21 protein-coding genes, 1 tRNA gene and 1 pseudogene are annotated in these 17830 nt (G+C 74.1%); 14 read left to right on the top strand and 9 right to left on the bottom strand.

What is annotated here, in order from left to right; translation table 11 throughout:
- Window positions 1-7: 7 nt before the first annotated feature.
- From BLS43_RS15570 to mscL, 4 genes are all read left to right on the top strand, one after another.
- A complete protein-coding gene (locus tag BLS43_RS15570) occupies window positions 8-697 on the top strand; it encodes a 5-formyltetrahydrofolate cyclo-ligase (RefSeq protein ID WP_342741162.1) in 690 nt (229 codons plus the stop codon).
- Window positions 698-748: 51 nt separating this feature from the next.
- Window positions 749-1084: an FmdB family zinc ribbon protein gene (locus BLS43_RS15565; RefSeq protein WP_176921341.1), complete on the top strand. Its 336-nt coding sequence runs from the start codon at window positions 749-751 to the stop codon at window positions 1082-1084.
- 97 nt (window positions 1085-1181) lie between these two features.
- A complete protein-coding gene (locus tag BLS43_RS15560) occupies window positions 1182-1823 on the top strand; it encodes an SAF domain-containing protein (protein ID WP_093084803.1) in 642 nt (213 codons plus the stop codon).
- 55 nt (window positions 1824-1878) lie between these two features.
- Window positions 1879-2298 carry a large conductance mechanosensitive channel protein MscL gene (gene mscL, locus BLS43_RS15555; RefSeq protein WP_093084799.1) on the top strand — a complete coding sequence of 140 codons (420 nt, stop codon included), beginning with the start codon at window positions 1879-1881 and terminating at the stop codon, window positions 2296-2298.
- A 17-nt stretch (window positions 2299-2315) separates the two neighbouring features.
- On the opposite strand, the gene BLS43_RS30035 is transcribed toward mscL, so the two are convergent.
- Window positions 2316-2480, bottom strand: a complete 165-nt coding sequence (locus BLS43_RS30035) for a hypothetical protein (protein WP_093084796.1) — start codon at window positions 2478-2480, stop codon at window positions 2316-2318.
- 92 nt (window positions 2481-2572) lie between these two features.
- On the opposite strand from BLS43_RS30035, the gene BLS43_RS15545 reads away from it, so the two are divergent.
- Window positions 2573-2998, top strand: a complete 426-nt coding sequence (locus BLS43_RS15545; RefSeq protein ID WP_176921340.1) for an antitoxin — start codon at window positions 2573-2575, stop codon at window positions 2996-2998.
- A 48-nt stretch (window positions 2999-3046) separates the two neighbouring features.
- Here the strand turns inward: BLS43_RS15545 and BLS43_RS15540 are convergent, their stop codons facing one another.
- Window positions 3047-3541 (bottom strand): MogA/MoaB family molybdenum cofactor biosynthesis protein, encoded by a 495-nt coding sequence (locus BLS43_RS15540; RefSeq protein ID WP_374205000.1) that lies wholly within the window; start codon window positions 3539-3541, stop codon window positions 3047-3049.
- 204 nt (window positions 3542-3745) lie between these two features.
- Window positions 3746-5116, bottom strand: coding sequence for a S1C family serine protease (locus tag BLS43_RS15535; RefSeq protein WP_093084787.1), 1371 nt, complete (start codon window positions 5114-5116; stop codon window positions 3746-3748).
- Between the two features lie 132 nt (window positions 5117-5248).
- Between BLS43_RS15535 and BLS43_RS15530 the strand changes: the two genes are divergently transcribed.
- The 3 genes from BLS43_RS15530 to BLS43_RS15520 are packed head-to-tail and all read left to right on the top strand — an operon-like array spanning window position 5249 to window position 6869.
- Complete coding sequence (locus BLS43_RS15530) at window positions 5249-5818, top strand: ArsR/SmtB family transcription factor (RefSeq protein ID WP_093084784.1); 570 nt, start codon at window positions 5249-5251, stop codon at window positions 5816-5818.
- Entirely contained in the window at window positions 5815-6483 is a 669-nt protein-coding gene (locus tag BLS43_RS15525; protein ID WP_093084781.1) for an SRPBCC family protein, read from the top strand. Before BLS43_RS15530 ends, BLS43_RS15525 begins: the two co-directional genes overlap by 4 nt.
- The gene (locus tag BLS43_RS15520) at window positions 6480-6869 is read left to right on the top strand and encodes a VOC family protein (RefSeq protein ID WP_093084778.1); all 390 of its coding nucleotides are present in this window, start codon (window positions 6480-6482) and stop codon (window positions 6867-6869) included. The genes BLS43_RS15525 and BLS43_RS15520 overlap by 4 nt, the downstream gene beginning before the upstream one ends.
- On the opposite strand, the gene BLS43_RS15515 is transcribed toward BLS43_RS15520, so the two are convergent.
- Both BLS43_RS15515 and BLS43_RS15510 read right to left on the bottom strand, forming a co-directional pair.
- Complete coding sequence (locus tag BLS43_RS15515; protein ID WP_093084776.1) at window positions 6852-8243, bottom strand: HAMP domain-containing sensor histidine kinase; 1392 nt, start codon at window positions 8241-8243, stop codon at window positions 6852-6854. The two genes, BLS43_RS15520 and BLS43_RS15515, sit on opposite strands and share 18 nt — an antisense overlap.
- Complete coding sequence (locus BLS43_RS15510; RefSeq protein WP_093084773.1) at window positions 8240-8935, bottom strand: response regulator transcription factor; 696 nt, start codon at window positions 8933-8935, stop codon at window positions 8240-8242. Before BLS43_RS15510 ends, BLS43_RS15515 begins: the two co-directional genes overlap by 4 nt.
- A gap of 49 nt (window positions 8936-8984) precedes the next feature.
- Here BLS43_RS15510 and BLS43_RS15505 point away from each other — a divergent pair, with 49 nt between their 5' ends.
- Entirely contained in the window at window positions 8985-10121 is a 1137-nt protein-coding gene (locus BLS43_RS15505) for a metallophosphoesterase (protein WP_245707513.1), read from the top strand.
- Here the strand turns inward: BLS43_RS15505 and BLS43_RS15500 are convergent.
- Window positions 10075-11241: an MFS transporter gene (locus BLS43_RS15500; protein ID WP_093084770.1), complete on the bottom strand. Its 1167-nt coding sequence runs from the start codon at window positions 11239-11241 to the stop codon at window positions 10075-10077. The genes BLS43_RS15505 and BLS43_RS15500 overlap by 47 nt on opposite strands.
- A 124-nt stretch (window positions 11242-11365) precedes the next feature.
- Between BLS43_RS15500 and BLS43_RS15495 the strand changes: the two genes are divergently transcribed.
- The 5 genes from BLS43_RS15495 (at window position 11366) to BLS43_RS32035 (ending at window position 16247) form a co-directional block, all read left to right on the top strand.
- Window positions 11366-11983: a TetR/AcrR family transcriptional regulator gene (locus BLS43_RS15495; protein ID WP_093084764.1), complete on the top strand. Its 618-nt coding sequence runs from the start codon at window positions 11366-11368 to the stop codon at window positions 11981-11983.
- Entirely contained in the window at window positions 11983-14370 is a 2388-nt protein-coding gene (locus BLS43_RS15490) for an MMPL family transporter (protein ID WP_093084761.1), read from the top strand. Before BLS43_RS15495 ends, BLS43_RS15490 begins: the two co-directional genes overlap by 1 nt.
- A 584-nt stretch (window positions 14371-14954) precedes the next feature.
- Entirely contained in the window at window positions 14955-15314 is a 360-nt protein-coding gene (locus BLS43_RS30555) for a VOC family protein (protein ID WP_218129838.1), read from the top strand.
- A gap of 85 nt (window positions 15315-15399) precedes the next feature.
- A tRNA-Arg gene (locus BLS43_RS15480) sits at window positions 15400-15472 on the top strand.
- Window positions 15473-15725: 253 nt separating this feature from the next.
- Window positions 15726-16247, top strand: coding sequence for a DUF5994 family protein (locus BLS43_RS32035; protein ID WP_425438549.1), 522 nt, complete (start codon window positions 15726-15728; stop codon window positions 16245-16247).
- A gap of 207 nt (window positions 16248-16454) precedes the next feature.
- Here BLS43_RS32035 and BLS43_RS31130 read toward each other — a convergent pair whose 3' ends face one another.
- The 3 genes and pseudogenes from BLS43_RS31130 to BLS43_RS30545 form a co-directional block, all read right to left on the bottom strand.
- Window positions 16455-17009 (bottom strand): FAD-dependent monooxygenase, encoded by a 555-nt coding sequence (locus BLS43_RS31130; protein WP_245707526.1) that lies wholly within the window; start codon window positions 17007-17009, stop codon window positions 16455-16457.
- Window positions 17010-17024: 15 nt separating this feature from the next.
- Window positions 17025-17358 (bottom strand): annotated as a pseudogene (locus tag BLS43_RS31125) (FAD-dependent monooxygenase); the annotation flags it as partial.
- 9 nt (window positions 17359-17367) lie between these two features.
- Complete coding sequence (locus BLS43_RS30545; RefSeq protein WP_245707522.1) at window positions 17368-17784, bottom strand: FAD-dependent monooxygenase; 417 nt, start codon at window positions 17782-17784, stop codon at window positions 17368-17370.
- Between the last annotated feature and the right edge of the window lie 46 nt (window positions 17785-17830).

The raw sequence follows: 17830 nt of genomic DNA, 5'->3' as shown, positions 1-17830 counted from the left end.
TGACCGGGTGGCGGAGCACGGATCGGGCGCTCGGAGCAGCTCGCACGGGCCGAACGGCGGCACGCGCGACCCGCGGAACCCGCCGGTTCCGCGACCGGCCGCTGCGGCCCCCGACAAGCAGACCCTGCGCACCCGACTGCTGGCCGCGCGCCGCGCCCTGACCGCGCCGCAGCGCGCCCAGGCGGCCGAGGACCTGCGCACCCATGTCCTGGAGTGGGCGCAGGACCGACCGGACGGCCCGGTCTGCGCCTATCTGCCGGTGGGTGCGGAGCCGGGTTCGCTCGACCTGCTGGACGGGCTGCGCGCCGCCGGGCGGTCGGTGCTGCTGCCCGTGGTGCCGCCCCGGCCGGGCGCCCTCGACTGGGCCCCCTACCGGGGCGCGGGCTCGCTCGGTCCCGGTCGGCTCGGGCTGCGCGAACCCACGACACCCCGGCTCGGCCCGGCCGCGCTGCGCACCGCCGTGGCCGTGCTCGTCCCCGCGCTGGCGGCCGACCGCGCGGGCCACCGACTGGGCCGCGGCGGCGGCTACTACGACCGCACGCTGGGCGGGAGTGCACCCGGGACCGCGCTGCTGGCCCTGCTCTACGACGGAGAGCTGCTCGACGCGGTGCCGGCCGACGCGCACGACCACCCGGTCACGGGTGTGGCCATGCCGACTGCCGGAATCGTTGTGACGGGGAACATCGGTCGGGCCTGACGGGTTATGCTGGCACTCGCTTGTGAAGAGTGCCAGTTCTCGGAGGATCACGTGCCGACCTACCAGTACGCCTGTACCGACTGCGACCACCGGTTCGAGGCCGTGCAGTCTTTCTCCGACGACGCACTGACCGTGTGCCCGGTGTGCGGGGGCAAGCTGCGCAAGGTGTTCTCCTCCGTGGGGATCGTGTTCAAGGGCAGTGGCTTCTACCGGACCGACAGCCGCTCCGGCTCCTCGAGCGTGAGCAGCGGGTCGGACTCCTCGAGCAAGTCCGAGAGCTCCTCCGAGTCCTCGTCCTCGTCGAGCAAGACCGAGTCGAGCTCCTCGAGCAGCAAGTCCGACTCCGGCTCATCGTCGTCGAGCACCCCGGCCGCGGCCGCCTCCTGACCCCTCGACGGGCCGAGTTGTCCACACCCGGCCCACTCCATCCACAGGCCGGCGATCCACGGCCCTGAAGCCCGGGCACGGTCCTACCGTCGCGAGCATGAGCGAACGACGCAGCCGTGACCTGGTCGGGTGGTTCCGCGCGCAGGCCGCCTGGCGGCGCGCGGTGCTGCTGCGCCGGGCCGTCGCGGCCGCGTTGGCCCTCCTCGCGGTGGTCCTGGCCGTGCGCCCCGCGGGCACGGGCACCACGGACGTCGTGGTGGTCGCGCGGGATGTGGCCCCCGGATCCGTGCTCACCGTCGCCGACCTCGCCGTACGCGGCTGGCCGTCGGAGATCGTGCCGGCGGGCGTGGTCGGCGCCGTCGACGCGGCGGCGGGCCGCGTCGCCGCGGGGGCGCTGCGCACCGGCGAACCGGTCACCGACCTGCGGCTCGCGGGTCCCGCCCTCGCGGCGGCCGCCACCGGGATCGCGGACGCCGCCGCCGTCCCGGTGCGGCTCGCGGATCCGGACGTCGCGGCGCTCCTCACCCCGGGAACGCGCGTGGACGTGATCACCGGCGGTGGCGCCGTCCTCGCCGAGTCCGCCGTGGTGCTGACCGTGCTGGACCCGGCGACGGGGCCACCCGGATCCGCGGCCCGCGGGCGATCCGCGCTGGTCGCGCTGCCGCGCGAACGCGCCACGCGGGTCGCCGCCGCCTCGCTCTCGGAGGAGGTCGCCGTTACGCTCCGCTCGCACAGCTGATCAAGCGCGGCGGGCGAGTGGGCCGCGGGCAGTCCGTCGGAGGGGGATTTTTCCGGTGCTCAAGGGCTTCAAAGACTTCATCCTGCGGGGCAACGTCGTCGACCTCGCGGTGGCGGTCGTCATCGGCGCCGCGTTCACCGCGATCGTCACGGCGTTCACCTCGAGCATCATCGAGCCGCTGCTCAACGCCATCACCCCGCCCTCGGTTCCCGGGCTGGGCATCCTGCTGCAGGCGGACAAGCCGAACACCTTCATCGACTTCTCGGCCGTGATCGCCGCCGCGATCAACTTCGTGATCGTCGCGGCCATCGTCTACTTCGTCTTCGTGCTGCCCATCACCACGATCAAGAACCGGCGCAAGCGCGGCGAGGAGCCTGGCCCGGCGGAGCCGACGGACGTCGAGCTGCTCGCCGAGATCCGCGACCTGCTCAAGGCCCAGTCGGGCACGGAGGGCGAGGGGAAGCACCAGGCCTGATGCCGCCCGGGAGGCCGTCAGCCCCCGTGGTGGGGCGGGCGGTTCTCCCGGTACCAGGCCTCGTCGCGGTCCCGGTCCGCCGGGCGCACCTCGTCCTCCTGCTCGTCCCGGGTGATCTCGGGCAGGGTCTCGCCGAAGACCTCCGCGAGCCTGCGGCGCACCCGATCCGGCAGTTCTGACATGACTCCATGGTGCCGGCCGACGCGAACGCCGTTTCGGTGCCACCATGGACAGACGCCGGATGACCGGGTCGCGAACAGGTGGTGGAGGAACGATGGGCTGGCAGGACACGCTCAAGGAGCTCGTCGACAAGGCGAAGCCCTACGTCGACCAGGCTCAGCAGAAGGCCAAGCCGTACCTGGAGCAGGCGAGCGAGAAGGCCGCGCCCTACGTCGAGCAGGCGCGCGAGAAGGCGGGCCCGCTGGTCGAGAAGGCCGCTGCGAAGGTCGACGAGGCCACCAAGGGCAAGTACAGCGAGCAGATCGGGTCGGTGAAGGAGAAGGTCGGGGACGCGCTCAAGAAGGACGAGACGCCCGCCTCGCCGACCGCGACGGCGCAGCCCACCACGCCCGCGCCGCCGTCGCCCACGCCGACCGCGGCCCCGGAGTCGAGCACCGAGACCGAGCCGAAGCCCGGCACGGGTGCCACCACGCCCACCCCGGGCCCGACGCCCGAGGGCGGGACCACCCCGGCGGGCTGATCCCCGCTGCTCGCCCGCGAGGTGGCCTGCCGCCCCGCGGGCGGGCGGTCAGCCGGCGTCGAGGCCGGAGAGCTCGCCGATCACGTGCGCGACCAGCGGGGACAGGGTCGCCATGCCGTCCCGCACCGCGGCGCGCGAGGACGCCAGGTTGACCACCAGGGTGCTCCCCGAGACCCCCACCAGCCCGCGCGAGAGGCCCGCGTCCACCGCTCCCGCCGCGAGACCGGAGGCGCGGATGGCCTCGGCGATCCCGGGGATGGGGCGGTCGAGCACGCCCGCGGTGGCGTCGGACGTGACGTCCCGGGGCGAAACCCCGGTGCCGCCCACGGTGATCACGAGGTCGACACCGCCGATCACCGCCGTGTTCAGCGCGTTGCGGATCGCCACGGCCTCGCCGGGCACGGAGACGGCGCCGTCGACGACGAACCCGGCCTCCTCGAGCAGCTCCGCCACCAGGGGCCCGGTGCGGTCGCGGGCCTCTCCGTGGTTCACCCGGTCGTCCACGATCACCACGAGGGCACGACCGATCTGCGGGGTCGCCATCTCCATGTGCTCACCGTAGTGGGGCCGCGACCGGCGGACGTCGGCGGGACCGCGCCGGTGCGGGGAGGGGGTTCCTGCACCGACGCGGGCCCTGGCGACGCCGCGGGGCACCACGGCGCGCCGCCCATCATGACGTGATCGAACGGTTTGTGCCCAGCCTCGCGGATTTCTGCGCCGGATGCCGGTCCCCGTTCAGCCGAAAGCTCAGCTGGGCTCACCCGCGAGGGTGACCACGACCTCACGGTTGCTGAGGACGAGTCGCACCTGGTCACCGGGGCGGTGGTCGCGGACGGCGGCCACCAGCTCGTCGCCGTCCGCGATCGGTCGGTCGTCGAGTCGCAGCACGACGTCTCCCGGGCGCAGCCCGGCCTGTTCGGCCGGACCGCCGGGGGTGAGCTGCCCGACCACGGCGCCTCCCGACGCGGGCGTCCCCGCCTGCGTCACGCTCACGCCGAGGACGGCCCGGGTCGCGGTGCCGGTGCGGGCGAGCTCGTCGGCCACCCGCGCGGCCTGGTTGACCGGGATGGAGAACCCGACGCCGATCGACCCGCCCTGCTGTCCCCCGGTGCTGGCGATCGCGGAGTTCACGCCGACGACGCGCCCCTGCAGGTCCACCAGCGGACCGCCGGAGTTGCCGGGGTTGATCGGCGCGTCGTGCTGCACGGCGTTGAGCACGGTGGCCTGGCCGCCCCCACGCTCGCCGCCGACGCTCACCGCACGGTCGAGCGCACTCACGATCCCGGTCGTGACCGTCCCGTCCAGCCCGAGCGGGGCCCCGAACGCCACCACCTGCTGCCCGACGCGCAGCGAGTCCGAGTTCCCCAGCTCGGCGGGGGTGAGGCCGGCGGCCCCGTCGAGCCGGACGAGTGCGAGGTCGGAGCCGATGTCACGGCCCGCGATCCGGCCCGGGAAGGACCGGCCGTCGCTCAGCACCGCGGTGATGGCGCCGCCGTCCGCGGCCGGGGCGACGACGTGGTCGTTGGTGAGCACCAGCCCCTCCGGGCTGAGCACGATGCCGGAGCCCTCGTCCCCACCGGGCCCGCCGCCCTCGACGCGGAGCAGCACGACGCTGGGCAGCACCTTCTCCGCGACGGCCTCGACGGGGGTGAGCTGCGCGGACGCTGGATCCGCCTGCGGCAGGCCCGGCGCGAGGACACCCAGCTCGGCGGTCCGGCGGTCGGCGAGCGACCACCCGATCCACCCGCCTGCCGCCCCGGCCAGCAGGGCGAGCACGACCGCGCCGGCGGCGAGCACGAGCAGGCGGGAACGGCCGCGCGCGGCGGGAGCGGTGGGGGCGGTAGGGGCGGCAGGCGGACGCGCGTCGGAGGCGCCCTCGGAACCCGGCGCGACGACGGCCTGTGGCCCCGTCACCGGTTCGATCAGCGCGTGCCGACCGGTGTCGGTCAGCGGGTCCGGCTGCGGGAGTCCCGTCGGCGGCGTCCTCACCTCGGCCGCCGCGACGGGCGGGGGCTCGGCAGGCGCGCCGGGCTCGCCCTCGTACGACGCCCCGACCTGCGGATCCTCGGGCTCCCCGGCATGTCGGCCCTGGTCGGGCCTCCTGTGTCCCTCGGTCATCCGCGTGCGTGCCCCCGGTCCGTCCGCCTGTGCGGCGCACCCTAGCCGCGCCCACCGACGATCCGCGCGCGGGACGCACCGACAACACTCTCCTCCTTGACAGGACTACTTGTCGGTGGGACGGTCGTCGCCATGCAGAGCACCACGGTGATCGAGGACCCCGCCGCCGCGGCGGTGGCGCTCGACCCCGTCCGCGCCCGCCTGTTGGGGGCGCTGCGCGAACCCGGCTCGGCCACCAGCCTGGCCATGGACCTGTCCATGACGCGGCAGAAGGTCAACTACCACCTGCACGCCCTGGAGGCGCACGGGCTCGTCGAGCTGGTCGAGGAGCGTCGCAAGGGCAACATGACCGAGCGCGTCATGCAGGCCACCGCGGCCGCCGTGGTCATCTCGCCGCAGGCCTGGGCGCTCGTCGCCCCGGACCCCGATCGCGAACCGGACAAGCTCTCCGCCCAGTGGCTGCTGGCGCTGGCCGCGCGGCTGGTCCGGGAGGTCGGTGCGCTGATCACCGGTGCCCGGGGGCGGCGGATCGCGACCTTCGCGATCGACGGGGAGATCACCTTCGCCACCGCCGCCGACCGGGCGGCGTTCGCCGAGGAGCTGGGCGAGTCCGTCCGGGGTCTCGTCGCCAAGTACCACTCCGACCAGGGCAGGCCGCATCGCGTCGTGGTCGCCCTCCACCCCAGCATGGAGAAGCAGTGAACTTCGAGATCCGCCGGGAAATCGCCCTCCCCGCCACCCCCGAGGAGGTGTGGCGCGCCATCGCGACCCGTGAGGGCCAGGCCGGGTGGTTCATGACCTTCGACGAGGCTCCGGACGATGCTGCGGGCGGCATCACCGAGGACCCGCCCCACCGGCTCGAGCAGCGCTTCGGCACCCAGGCCATCGAGTACGTCGTCGAGGCGGCGAGCGGCGGCACGTCCGTGCTGCGGTTCGTCCACAGCGGCATCCGCGAGGCGGACTGGGGCGACGAGTGGGACACCATGACCGCCTTCGGGTGGGATCTCTACTTCTTCACCCTCGCCGAGTACCTGCGGCACTTCCCCGGCCGCCCCGCCGTCTACGTCGAGGCCGAAGCGCCACCGAGCCCGGACGTGGCCGCGCACCCGCCGACCTCCCAGGTCTGGCGGAACGTGCTCGCCGCGCTGGACGACCCGCAGGAGGGCGACCGGGTCGAGACTCCGGTCGGTCCCGGCGTCGTCGACCGACGCGTCGAGGGCTACCTCGGGATCCGCACCGACACGGCGCTGGTCCGCTTCCACGAGCGCTCGCTGCTCGGCATGTGCCTGGCGGTCGGTCACCACGAGACGGGCGACGCCACGGGCATCAAGGACACGTGGACCACCTGGCTGAAGGCCATGGCATGACCACCCTGGAACCGTTCCTCATGTTCCAGAACGGCGAGGCCGAGGAGGCCCTGCGGTTCTACACCGGGCTCTTCGCCGACGGCGAGGTCCTCACGCTCCTGCACACCCCGGAGGGCGCGGTCCAGCAGGCCGTCTTCCGGGTCGCCGGGCAGCGGGTCCGCGCGTTCGACTCGCCCGTGCGGCACGCCTGGGACTTCACGCCGGGCGTCTCGCTGTTCGTGACGTGTGACGGCCCGGAGGAGCTGGAGAAGCTCACCGGCGCCCTGCTGGAGGGCGGGGCGGCCCTGATGCCGCTCGGCGACTACGGCTTCGGCCCCTTCGCCTTCGTCACCGACCGGTACGGGGTGTCCTGGCAGCTCAGCGCCGGGCTACCCGAGGGTTGGTAGGTCGGCGCGGCGGCCGGGCAGGCGCAGGCAGAGCAGCGCGCCGCCCTCGGGAGCCTTGTCCGCCCACACCGCTCCCCCGTGCCGCACCGCGACCTGCCGCACGATCGCCAGCCCCAGCCCGGAACCGGGCATCGTGCGGGAGGTGTCGGCGCGGTAGAACCGCTCGAAGACGTGCGGTCGGTCCGCCTCGGCGATGCCGGGCCCGGAGTCGGCGACCTCGATCACGACCGTCCAGTCGTCCAACGCCACCATCCGCAGCCGCACGTGCCCACCCGGCGGACTCCACTTCACGGCGTTGTCCAGCAGGTTCAGCACCGCGCGTTCCAGGGCCGCGGCCTCGCCGACCAGGGTCCACGGCACGAGCGTCACGTCGAACCCCGTGTCGGGGCCCGCCCGGCGGCGGACCCGCTCCAGGGCGCGCTCGACGACGTCGACCAGCTCGACCGGCTCCCGGGCCGCCTGCGGTGCGTCGTCTCGGGCCAGCTCGGTGAGGTCGCCGATCAGCTGGGTCAGCTCCTCGACCTGCGCCCGGACGTCGGTCAGCATCTCCTCGCGGTCCTCGCGCGGCAGCGCGGGGGCCCCCGGCTGCTCTGCTGCCGACAACAGCTCCAGGTTGGTCCGCAGCGAGGTCAGCGGGGTGCGCAGCTCGTGTCCCGCGTCCGCGACGAGGCGCCGCTGCTGCTCCTGGGAGGCGGCGAGGGCGCCGAGCATCTCGTTGAAGCTCTGGCTCAGCCGGGCCAGCTCGTCGGAACCGCTGACCGTGATCGGGGTGAGCTGCCCGGTCGCCGTGACCCGCTCGGTGGCCTCGGTCAGCCGTTGCACCGGCCGCAGGCCCGCCCGCGCCACCGCGGCGCCCGCGAGTCCCGCCAGCACCACGCCGATCCCGCCGATGACCGGCAGCGCGGTGCCCAGCTCGGCCAGCACGGCCCGGGTGGCCTCCTCCTTCTGGGCGATGACCAGCGCGCGGCCCTCGCCCGCCTGCACGGCGACGACCCGGTAGCCCGCCGCCGACCGCACGGACTGGGTCTCCGCGCCGCGGGCGACCTGGAGTTCCGCGTCGGACAGCGGCGGCGCGGACGCCTGCCCCTCGGCGGACTGGGCCAGGCCCGAGGAGTAGAGCAGCGCCACCTTGATGTCCCCGGCGCCGAGGATCTCCGACGGCACGGTCGCCAGCAGCTCGGGGCGGGCCAGGGAGCTCTGCGCCGCGGACGTCGCGCGGTCGAGGAGGTTGTCGTCGAGCGTGGCGAGGATGCTGTTGCGCACGATGAAGAAGGCCGCCGCGGACACCAGCACCACCGCGGCCGCCGCCACCGCCGCCGCCAGGACCCCGATCCGGGCCCGGAGGCTGAACCGCTCCAGGGAGACCGTCGTCACGGGGGCGTCTCGCGCAGCACGTACCCGACGCCGCGGACGGTGTGGATCAACCGCGGCTCGCCCTCCGCCTCGGTCTTGCGCCGCAGGTAGCCGATGTAGACCTCGAGGGCGTTCCCGGTCGTCGGGAAGTCGTAGCCCCAGACCTGCTCGAGGATGTTCGCCCTGGTCAGCACTCGGCGCGGGTTCTGCAGCAGCAGCTCCAGCAGCGAGAACTCGGTGCGGGTCAGGCTGATCGCCCGCTCGCCCCGCCGCACGTCGCGGGTGTCCGGGTCCAGCGAGAGGTCCGAGAACTCCAGCGCGGGCGTGTGGGCCGCGGCGGCGATGTCGTCGAGCGAGCGGCGCCGCAGCAGCGCCCGCAGGCGGGCCAACAGCTCCTCGAGGGCGAAGGGTTTCGGCAGGTAGTCGTCCGCGCCCGCGTCGAGGCCCGCGACCCGGTCGCTCACCGCGTCCCGCGCGGTGAGCACGAGGATCGGCAGCTCGTCACCCGCCGCGCGCATCCGGCGGCAGACCTCCAGCCCGTCGAGCCGGGGCATCATCACGTCGAGGACCATCGCGTCCGGCCGCTGGGCGTCGACGGCCTCGAGGGCGCCGTAGCCGTCGCTCGCCAGGTCGACCTGGTAGCCGTTGAAGGCGAGCGACCGACGCAGCGACTCGCGCACCGAGCGGTCGTCGTCCACGACGAGGATTCGCATGGGCCCAGTCTGGTACGCCGGTCTGAGATCCGTCTGAGAGGGTTCGGCGGTGGGCTTCTCGCTCGGCATCCTCGCGCTCCTGCTGCTGGTCCACCTCTACCTCTACAAGCGGGTGGTGCACGACGTCGTCGGCTCCCGCCGGGCCCGGATCGTGGGCGGCGTCCTGCTGGGCGCGTTGTTCGCGCTGGTCGCCGCGGTCTTCCTGACCCGCCGGGTCCTGCCGATCGAGTACGCGACCGCGCTGAACTACACGGCGTACCTGTGGTTCGCGGTGCTGCTCTACCTCGGCCTGGCGCTGCTGGTGGGCGAACTGGTCCGGCCCGCCGTCCGGGTCAGCCCCGAGCGCAGGCGCTTCCTCTCCGGCTCGATCGCCGCCGTCGCCGGTGTCGCGGCGGTGGGCACGGTGACGTACGGGGCGATCGAGGCGAGGCGGCCGCGCGTCGAGCGCCGCGACGTCCTGCTCGACCGTCTCGATCCCGCGTTCGACGGCTTCACCGTCGCCGCCGTCTCCGACATCCACCTCGAGCCGTTGGTCGATGCCGAGGACCTGCGCGGGTTCGTCGCCACCCTCAACGCCGCGGGCCCGGACGTGGTGGCGGTGGTCGGCGACCTCGTCGACGGGCAGGCCTCCGAGATCGGCGGCTACGCCGAACCGCTGCGCGACCTCGTCGCGGACACCTACTTCGTCACCGGCAACCACGAGTACTACTCGGGGGTGACGGGCTGGGTGGACCTGCTGCCCACCCTCGGCGTCCGGGTGCTGCGCAACGAGCGGGTGACCCTGCGGCGCGGGGACGCGGTGCTGCACCTGGCGGGGTGCGACGACCGCGTCGCAGCGGCCTCCGGCGTGCCCGGGCACGGCTTCGACCTCGACAGGGCGCTGGCCGGACGGGACCCGGCCGAGCCGGTGGTGCTGCTCGCGCACCAACCGGTGATGGTCGACCAGGCCGCGCGGGCGGGCGTCGACCTGCAGATCTCCGGGCACACGCACGGCGGGCAGCTCACCCCGCTGACCCACGTCGCGTTGGTCGACCAGCCGGTGCTCGCCGGCCTGACGAGGGTCGGCCCGACGTGGCTCTACGTGACCCGCGGCCTGGGGTTCTGGGGCCCGCCGGTGCGCGTCGGGTCCCCGCCCGAGATCACGCTGCTGACGTTGCGGGCACCCGGCGCTCCACCCGCGCCGTGATCAGCGCGATGCCCAGGCCGAGCAGCGCCAGAGCCGCGGCGACGACGTTCGGCGAGGTCAGGCCGAAACCGGCGGCGATCGCCGCCCCTCCCAGCCACGCCCCGGCGGCGTTGGCCAGGTTGAACGCGGCGTGCATCGAGCCCGCCGCCATGTGCGGGGCGCCCGCGGCGCCGTCGATGATGCGCAGCTGGACGCTCGGCAGCACCGCGAAGGTGGCGATGGCGAACAGGAACAAGACGATCGCCGCGCTGACCGGGTGGTGCATCGCGGGCACGAGGGCCAGCGCGACCACCGCGATCGTCGGCAGCACGAGGAGGATCGCGCGCAGGGGGTCCCAGTCGGCGAGCCGCGCGCCGATGACGTTCCCGACGGTCATCCCGACGCCGAACATCGCCAGGACGAGCGTGATCGCCGCCTCGGGGTAGCCGGCCACCTCGGTGAGCATCGGCGCGATGTAGCTGTAGCTGGTGAACAGCGCCGCGCCGCCGACGACCGCGACGGCCAGGCTCATCCAGACCGGGCGCCGGGTCAGCGCGCGGAGCTCGTCGGCGAGCCGCGCGGGCTCGCCGTCGGGCCGGACGTCCGGCACCACGAACCGGACGGCGACCGCGGTGGCCAGCGCGATCACCCCCACCAGGGCGAAGGTCCAGCGCCAGCCGACGAGCTGCCCGAGCAGCGTGGACAGCGGCACCCCGACGATGTTGGCGACCGTCAGCCCCATGAACACCTGCGCCATGGCGCGCGCCCGTCGCTCCGGGCGGGCCAGCATCCCGGCCACGATCGCCGCGATCCCGAAGTACGCGCCGTGGGGAAGGCCGGAGAGGAACCGGGCGACGAGCAGCAGCGGGTAGTTCGGCGCCACCGCCGACAGCAGGTGGGCCACGCCGTAGAGCCCGATCGTGAGGATCAGCGCCTGCCGACGCGGCAGCCGGGTGGCCGCGGCGATCAGCAGCGGGGCGCCCACGACGACGCCGATCGCGTACGCGGACACGAGGTTGCCCGCCTGGGGGATGCTGATCGCCAGGTCGGAGGCGACCTGCGGCAGCAGCCCCATCACGGTGAACTCGCCGGTCCCGAGCGCGAAGGCGCCCAGGGCCAGCACGAGCAGCGGGAGCCGCACGGCACTGTCCTCACTGATCCGGGAACGGAGACGACCGGTTCAACTCTAAAGCGCTTCAAAGCCTTCCGCGGAGTGTCGCGCGTCTCGTTGCACTCAGTGCAACGAGGCTCCTACGCTCGATCGAGTGACCTCCGTGGCGCGTGATGCGCAGAAGGCGCGCACGCACCGTGCCCTGATCGACGCCGCGTTGGCCCTCACGAGCACGCACGGCCCCGAAGGGCTGACGGTCGACACCGTGGCCGAACGGGCCGGTGTCTCGCGGCGGACGGTGTTCAACCACTTCGCCACGCTCGACGAGATCCTGCTCGCCGCCTGCACCGAGGTGCTCGACGTGCTGGTCGACGGCTTCCTCGCCGCGGCCGCCGCCGCTCCCCCGGGCGAGCCGACGATCAAGGCCGTGGTCGACGACGTCGTCGGGGCCATGCGGGTCACCGACCTCGTCGGCCCGATGGCCTACCTCACCCGCGCGCTCGGCGGCCACCACGACGACCCCCGCGTCCGCGGTTTCGTCGAGACCGCCTTCGGCCGCTGCACCCGGCACCTGAGCGCCGCCGCGACCGAGCGCTACCCCACCGTCGACCGGCTCGACGTCGAGCTCGCCGTCGGAGCCCTGCTCTCCGGGGTGCTCGTCCTGCACGGGCACTGGTGGGAGCGCACCGGCGCCACCGACGACGCCGCCACCCGGGCGGAATGGGACCGCCTCCTCGACCACCTCGTCTCGACCCTGCGAAAGGCCTTCTGATGGCTGAACTCCTCCACCGCCTCGGCCGGTTCTCGGCCCGCCACGCCTGGCGGGTCGTGGCCGCGTGGATCGCCCTGCTGGCCGCGGCGGTGGCCGGGTTCGCGCTGTTCGGCGGCGCGCTGACCACCGCGATCACGATCCCCGGCACCCCGACGGACGAGGTCTCACAGCGGCTGTCGGCCGAGCTGCCCGAGGCGGGTGGCGGCGTCGGCCTGGTCGTGCTGCACACCGCGGACGGCTCGCCGTTCACCGCGGCGCAGCGCCAGGAGATCTCCGCCGTGCTGGCCCGCGCCGGGCAGGTCGACGGTGTCCGCCAGGTGGTCGACCCCTTCGCGATCGCCGCGCAGCGCGAGCAGGGCGCGCAGCAGCTCGCGGCCGGCCGGGCCCAGCTCGACCAGGCGCGGGCCCAGCTCGACGCCGGCCAGGCCCAGCTCGACGCCGCGCGCGCCGCCGGGGCACCGGCCTCCGCGCTCGCCCCCCAGCAGCAGCAGATCGACGCGGGCCGCGCCCAGCTCGCCGCCCAGACCCCGCAGATCGAGCTCGGCGAGTCGCAGCTGCGCCTGGCCGAGGGCATCCGCACCGTCTCGGCCGACGGCAGCGCCGCGATCGCCACCGTCGCGTTCACCGCCCCGCAGATGGAGGTGACGACCGCGACCAAGGACGCGGTCGTGGCCGCGGTGCGGGGCACCGACGTCCCGGGCGTCGTGGTCGACGTGTCCTCCGAGCTCACCCAGAGCGTCGACGGGCTGGCGGGCCCCGGCGAGATCATCGGCGTGGTGATCGCCGGGATCGTGCTGGTGGTCATGCTCGGCACGCTGCTCGCGGCCGGGCTGCCCATCCTGACCGCGCTGATCGGGGTCGGGGTGGGCGTGGCCGGGGCGATGGCGCTGTCCGGTGTCGTCGACATGACGTCCGTGACGCCGATCCTGGGCCTCATGCTCGGCCTCGCCGTCGGCATCGACTACTCGCTGTTCATCCTCAACCGACACCGCAGGCAGCTCCGGGCGGGCATGGCGGTGGAGGACTCGATCGCGCTGGCCAACGGCACGTCCGGCAACGCCGTCGTGTTCGCGGGGTTCACCGTCGTGATCGCGCTCGCCGCGCTCAACGTCACCGGCATCCCCTTCCTCGGCATGATGGGCACCGTCGCCGCGGCGTGCGTCGCGATCGCGGTACTCGTCGCCGTCACGCTCACCCCGGCACTGCTCTCCCTGCTCGGCCCGCGGGTGCTGCCGCGCAAGGTCCGCGGCACCCGGTCGAGCTCGCACGCCGCGCCGGTCCCCCCGATGCGCACGCGCAGCGCCGTCGTGCGGACGGTCGTCGGGATCGGCCTGCTCGTGGTCGTCGCGCTGCCCGCGTTGTCGCTGCGCCTCGGCCTGCCGGACGGGTCCTCGGAGCCGCAGGACTCCACGCAGTACCAGGCCTACTCGGTGGTGGCCGAGAAGTTCGGGGCGGGCCAGAACGGCACCCTGGTCGTCGTCGCGGACGGGCCGGTCGACCCCGCGTCGCAGGTCGCGGTGGCCTCCGCCATCGGCGCGGTGCCGGACGTCGCCGGCGTCGCCCAGATCGCCGCCACCGCGGACTTCACCGTCTACCAGGTCGTCCCCGCACAGGGGCCGACCGCGGAATCGACCGAGGAGCTCGTCGACACCCTGCGCGCCGACGGGTTCGCGGTCGCGGGCGTGCCGTCGGGCAACATCGACATCTCGGCCAAGCTGGCCGCCGCGCTGCCGCTCTACCTCGGGGTCGTCGTCGGGCTGTCCCTGCTGATCATGATCCTGGTGTTCCGCTCCATCCTGGTGCCGGTCACCGCGACGGCCGGGTTCGTCCTCTCCTACTTCGCCGCCATGGGCGCGGTGGTCGCGATCTACCAGTGGGGCTGGCTGGGCGGCGTCTTCGGCGTCCACGACCCGGGCCCGGTGCTGAACTTCCTCCCGACGATCCTGGTCGGCGTCCTCTTCGGACTCGCCATGGACTACCAGCTGTTCCTGGTGTCCGGCATGCGGGAGGCGTTCGCGCACGGGACGCCTGCCCGCCGCGCGGTCATGGAGGGCCTGCACGCGGGCCGCGCCGTGGTCACCGCCGCCGCGATCATCATGTTCTCGGTGTTCGGCGGGTTCGTGTTCTCCCACCTCGCGATGGTCCGGCCGATGGGCTTCGGCCTGGCGATCGGCGTCCTGCTCGACGCGTTCGTCGTCCGGATGCTGATCATCCCGGCGGTCATGCACCTCGCGGGCGACGCGGCGTGGTGGCTGCCCCGGTGGCTCGACCGCATCCTGCCCGACGTCGACGTGGAGGGTGCCTCCCTCGAGCGTCGCCACCCGTCGCCCGAGATCCCGGACCCCCGCTCCGAGAGCGAGGGCGCCCCGGACCGCGTCGACGCCTGACCATGCGCGAGCAGGCCCTCCAGGGTGCCCGGCGGCGGGTCGCCGACGCCGTGGTCGGGGGCCGTGCCGACGGCCGTCGCGAACACGACGTAGCGAGCCCCGAAGGAATGGGCGAGGTGGGCTCCGGCGGAGGTCCATCGCAGGTCCAGGCCGTCCGGCAGCGCGACCTGCGTCCGCCAGACCAGCTCCGCCACCAGGTCGCGCAGCTCGGCGGGGACGGCGATCGGCCGCGTCCAGAGATCGTCGTCTCCGATCAGTGCGTCGAGGCGCGCCCAGGTCCCGGGCCGTCCCGCGGCCTCGTGCAGCAGCCGCACGGACCGCCGCGGACTCTCCCCGCCGCGAAACCCCACCGGCCCCATCGCGACCACCCGCGCACGCCGCCCGGAGACGAACCGCACCACCTGCTCGACGATCACGACCCGACGCTAGCCGGCACCAGCCGGATCCCTCGACGCCCCGACCGCCGACGCAAACACACCGCAACACGGTTCCGAGAGCGGAAACGAGTACCACGGCGGCGGTCCTGCCGAGTACGGTCCGCCGGCGCGGCTCCGGAGAGGCGCGCCGACCCCGAGGAGCCGATCGTGCCAGTGGCCGTACTGCGAGGCGTGACCCTCGACTGCGCCGACCCGCAGACCCTGGCGAGCTTCTACGGTGCACTGACCGGGATGCGCACACTCTTCAGCTCGGACGGGTACGTCGCGCTGACCGACGACTCCGCCTTCGCACTGGGGTTCCAGAAGGTCGACCGATACCGGGCCCCGCAGTGGCCTGGTCAGGACGTGCCCCCGCAGCTGCACCTCGACTTCCGCGCCGACGACGTCGATGAGCTCGAAGAGCTGGCCCTCCGACTCGGCGCGGTCAAACCGGACCATCAACCCGGCGACGGACGGTGGCGCGTCCTCCTGGACCCGGCAGGCCACCCCTTCTGCCTCACCCCCTGACCCCGCGCCGGCCGCCCCGGATGTGCCCCAGGCCCCCGAAGGGCGCGGGGAGGAGAAGGAGAAAGCCACGGTAGGCTCACCGCAGGCCCTCGTAGCTCAGGGGATAGAGCACCGCTCTCCTAAAGCGGGTGCCGCAGGTTCGAATCCTGCCGGGGGCACTCAGGTCAGCGTGGGTGTGGTCGACCTCGCCCGCAGGTTCGGAGCGGGCGGCCGGCTTCCGTCCTGGCTCTCCGTCGTGCGCCAGCCGGGGTCACGCGGGCTCCGAATCTCGCGGCTCACGCTCCCGCACAGCGCGGCTCGGCGGTGTAGTTTCACTCCGTCGGGAGCATTCCGCGCCCGGGCGTCGGAGCCCGGGTCGTTGTCGATGAGCGGCTGTGCCGGGCCCTGCGTCCGGGGATCCGGAGCATCGACATGACGTCGACGACCACTGCCGTGCGTCCCTCCGTTGTGGACGCCGGGCTCGACGACCGGCCGGAACCGCCGCGGGTGAGGCTGCGCAGCGGACCTGCGACCGGGAGGATCGATGGGGCGTGGTGGCCTCGGACCTGCGTGCCGGCGTCGGAGCTCCCGACGCTGATGGGCCCCCTCGCCCAGGTGCTCGGCACCCTGACCCGGGTCGGTTTCCACCCAGCGGACTGGAGCGAGGCCGACCGGCTGCGGTCCGCCGCGGGTCCGGTCGCGATGAGCGCGTCGGCCGGCCTGCACACGGTGCGGGTTCAGGGTTCGCACGGCGGCCGAACCCTGCTGATCCTGCCTCCTCGGACCGGGGAGATGAGGGCGGCGGACATCCTCGCAGCCGTCCTCGTCCACGGACACCGCTTGGGAACGTCCGAGCTGTTGCACCCGATCGGGCGAGCGCTGATCCGGACTCCGGCATACCCGGCAGTGCCCGCTGCTCGTGGCGAGACGACCCCGCTGCAAGCTCCCCGATGACGTCGACCCCGGGGGCGGCGCCAGGTGCAGCACCTCGGGTCGTCGGGGCACAGACGGCCCCGGGTGCTGCGAGGGCTCGCGGCCGGTGGGCTCGGCTCACCGGCCGCGATCGTCGAGACCCGTTCGCGCAGTCGGCGGCCCGCCGCCACGGCTCTGGCGGCGCAGGTGGCCCGGGAGCACCCCGCCCACATCGGCGGGCCGCGGCGGTCAGCCGGTGATCGGACTCGGCTCAGTGGCGGGCGCGACGACCCCGGCGGCATATCCGACGACGTCCGCGACACTGCCGCGGTGGCCGAAGTACCCGTCCGGCCGCACGCCCAGCAGCGTCCCGTCGACGGCCGCGTAGGCCGCGCGGAACTCGCCCGCCGCGTCCTGCAGCACGGGTGTCACCAGCCCCGCCGCCGCCACGCCGTCCGCCAGGACCGCGTGCACGACGAGGTCGTCGCCGAACGCCGCCCGTGCCGCATCGGCGACGTCGTCGAGGACGGCGACCGTCGCGGCGGAGTCCGTGTAGAGCAGCAGCGAGTGGCCCGGCGTGCGGAACAGCTCGAAGAGCCGGACCGGGAACCGCACGATGTCGCGGACGAGCCCGCGGGCGTCGGGAGCCCGGTCGCAGGCCTGCGGCACGCCGGGCGCGAGGGCCTCGTCGACCGGCCCGACGATCGGGCTCCCCCGGTACCCGACGAGCAGCTGCGCCTCGCGCCGGATCGCCAGGAACGGGTCCGCCGTGTCGAACCGCACCCCGGTTGCGGCGGCCTTCACCGTGCGACCGACGACCTCCTCGCCGATGGGGCGGCGCTCGGCGTCGTAGCCGTCGAGCAGGCCGGGCGCCGCGGTGCCGCGGACCGCGGCGGCGAGCTTCCAGGCCAGGGTGGATGTGTGCGGCGTCGCCCGCGATGAACACCCGTCCCGACGAGTACGCCCCCGCGATGCGGTGACTGATCCGGAACACCGAGGACCAGCGCAGGGTGTGGGCCGTGGTGGGCTCCGGTGAGAGCCGGTCCAGCACGGCCTGGATGTGGTGCAGCTCAGGGGCCCGCCCCGCCTCGAAGCCGTGGGCGATCTCGCCCGACGCGGGCGCGGCCGAGGACAGCTCCGGCGGGACGAGCATCGACATCCGTTAGCGGCCCCGGCCCGGCAGCGGGATGCAGACCAGCAGGTCCTGGACCCTCCCGCCCTCCTCGCGGGTGGCACGGATGCCGTAGCCGGGCGGGATCGACCACTCGACCTCGACGTCGCCGAGCATGTGCTCCTCGGTGAAGGCGCCGCCCTCGAAGCGGAATCCGAGCGTCTTGGGCACGATGCTGTGCGCGGCGTCGCCCCCGACGAGGTAGCGGGCCCGCACGGTCTCCGCCCCGGCCGGACCGACGAGCTCGGCGGTCACGCCGTCCTCGTCCTGGGTGAAGGAGATCGGCTCGACGCCCCGCTCGGGCTCGACACCGTGGCGCGCCAGTGCCTGACCGAGCAGCCGCTCGGTCTCGTACTGCGGCAACGCCGCGAACCCGTGGGACATGTCCGGCGGCAGCGCCGGCTCCATCGCGGCCACCTGCGCACCGGTTGCGGTAGACGAGCCGGCACTCGGC

Source organism: Pseudonocardia oroxyli (assembly GCF_900102195.1).
Taxonomy (GTDB): domain Bacteria; phylum Actinomycetota; class Actinomycetes; order Mycobacteriales; family Pseudonocardiaceae; genus Pseudonocardia; species Pseudonocardia oroxyli.
The sequence above is the reverse complement of the archived record's forward strand: the minus strand, read 5'-3'. Positions and strand labels throughout refer to the sequence as shown.